The following is a 1,530-nucleotide window of genomic DNA, read 5'->3' on the forward strand; positions in this document are numbered from 1 at the left end:
CAGGCCCGCCGAGCGCTGCGCCGGGGTGGGCAGCAGGGTGAACGCGTCCTCGTACACGATGCCGGTGACGCGGCCGTCCTCGGTCCGGGTGGCCAGCACGCGCTGGCCGCCGACCTCGCGCCAGGTGTGCTCGCCGATGGCCTCGTAGACGGCCGGGCCCTCGGAGGCGGGGCCGGGCTGGAACAGCAGGGTGCCGTCCTCGCGGGCGGTCGCGGTGGTGCGGCCGGTCAGGTCGATCGCGGAGAGCAGGGTGGAGTCCATGCGGCGGGACGAGTCGTACTCGCCCTGGACGCGCGCGGCGAGCTTCACGGCCTCGTCGCGGGCGAGCGGGGCGGCGTCGTGGTCGTACTCCATCGCGGGGGCGCCCCCGGTGCTGGTCCCCTTCGGGAAGTAGCGGTCGGCGAAGCCGTTCAGGACGGCGTTGCGCACGCCCTGCACGCCGCGGTCGACGCCGGTGCTGTTGAACGAGACGAACAGGCCGGTGCCCTTGCCCGCGCCGCCGCCGGGGTAGAGCTGGAGGTGCGAGTGGAAGAAGTTGGTGTCGCCGCCGTGGCCGATGATCCGGTGGCCGTTGCGGCTCTCGTCGAAGAAGCCCAGGGTCATGCGCGGGCCGTCGGCCAGGCCGCCGAGCTGCTCGGCGCCGAGCGCGCCCTGGTGCATGAGCTTCGTGGTGGCCTCGTCCAGCAGCAGCGTGCCGCCGGTCTGCGCGCCGAGGTGGGCCAGCATGAAGCGGGCCATGTCGGTGGCGGAGGAGGTCATTCCGCCCGCGGGCGAGGTGGTGACGGTCTCGAACGGCTGGGCGGTGGGGTTGGCGGAGTCGTTGTAGCCGCCGGACATGCGGTCGGCCAGGCGCTCGGGCAGCGGCTGCTCGAACGAGGAGGAGGTCATGCCGATCCGGTCGAAGACCTCGCGCTGGACGTAGTCCTCGAACCGGGTGCCGGTGACCCGCTCGACCAGGTAGCCGGCGAGGGAGTTGCCGTAGTTCGAGTAGGCGGGGGTGGTGCCCGGCGCGTAGACCTGCGCGGGCGGGTCGGTCACCAGCTCCTCGCGCAGGTTCGCGCGGACGCCGTCGAGGCGGATGAGGTTGGTGACGCGCTCCTCGAAGCCCGCGGTGTGGGTGAGCAGGTGGCGGGTGGTGATGGGGGTGTCGAACTCGGTGGGGAGGTCGAAGTCGAGGTACTGCTTGATGTCGGCGTCCAGGTCGATCTTGCCCGTCTGGACCTGCTGCATCACGGCGGTGGCGGTGACCAGCTTGGACACCGAACCGGGCCGGAACAGGTGCTTCTCCGGGTCGACCGGGGTGGGGGCGTCGCCGGTCCCGGCCAGGCCGTAGCCGCGCGCGGTGAGGATTTCGCCGTCGTGGACGACGGAGACCGTGGCGCCGACGACCCCGCCGGTCTCCATGCCGGAGGGGATGACCCCGTCGAGCCAGGCGTTGACGTCGGCCTCGGTGAGCCGGGCGGTCTCGGGCGCGGCGGGGGTGGTGACGTGCGGGGCGGGCCCCTGACCGGGCGCCGCGCCGCAACCGGC

Annotated in this window: 1 protein-coding gene; it reads right to left on the bottom strand. The window is 73.3% G+C overall.

Annotated elements, in window-relative coordinates; all coding sequences use genetic code 11:
* Nucleotides 1-1,530: serine hydrolase domain-containing protein (locus ACTUAL_RS23980; protein WP_440901833.1), on the bottom strand; the 1,530-nt coding region annotated here is incomplete at both ends.

This window comes from Actinosynnema sp. (assembly GCF_052038725.1).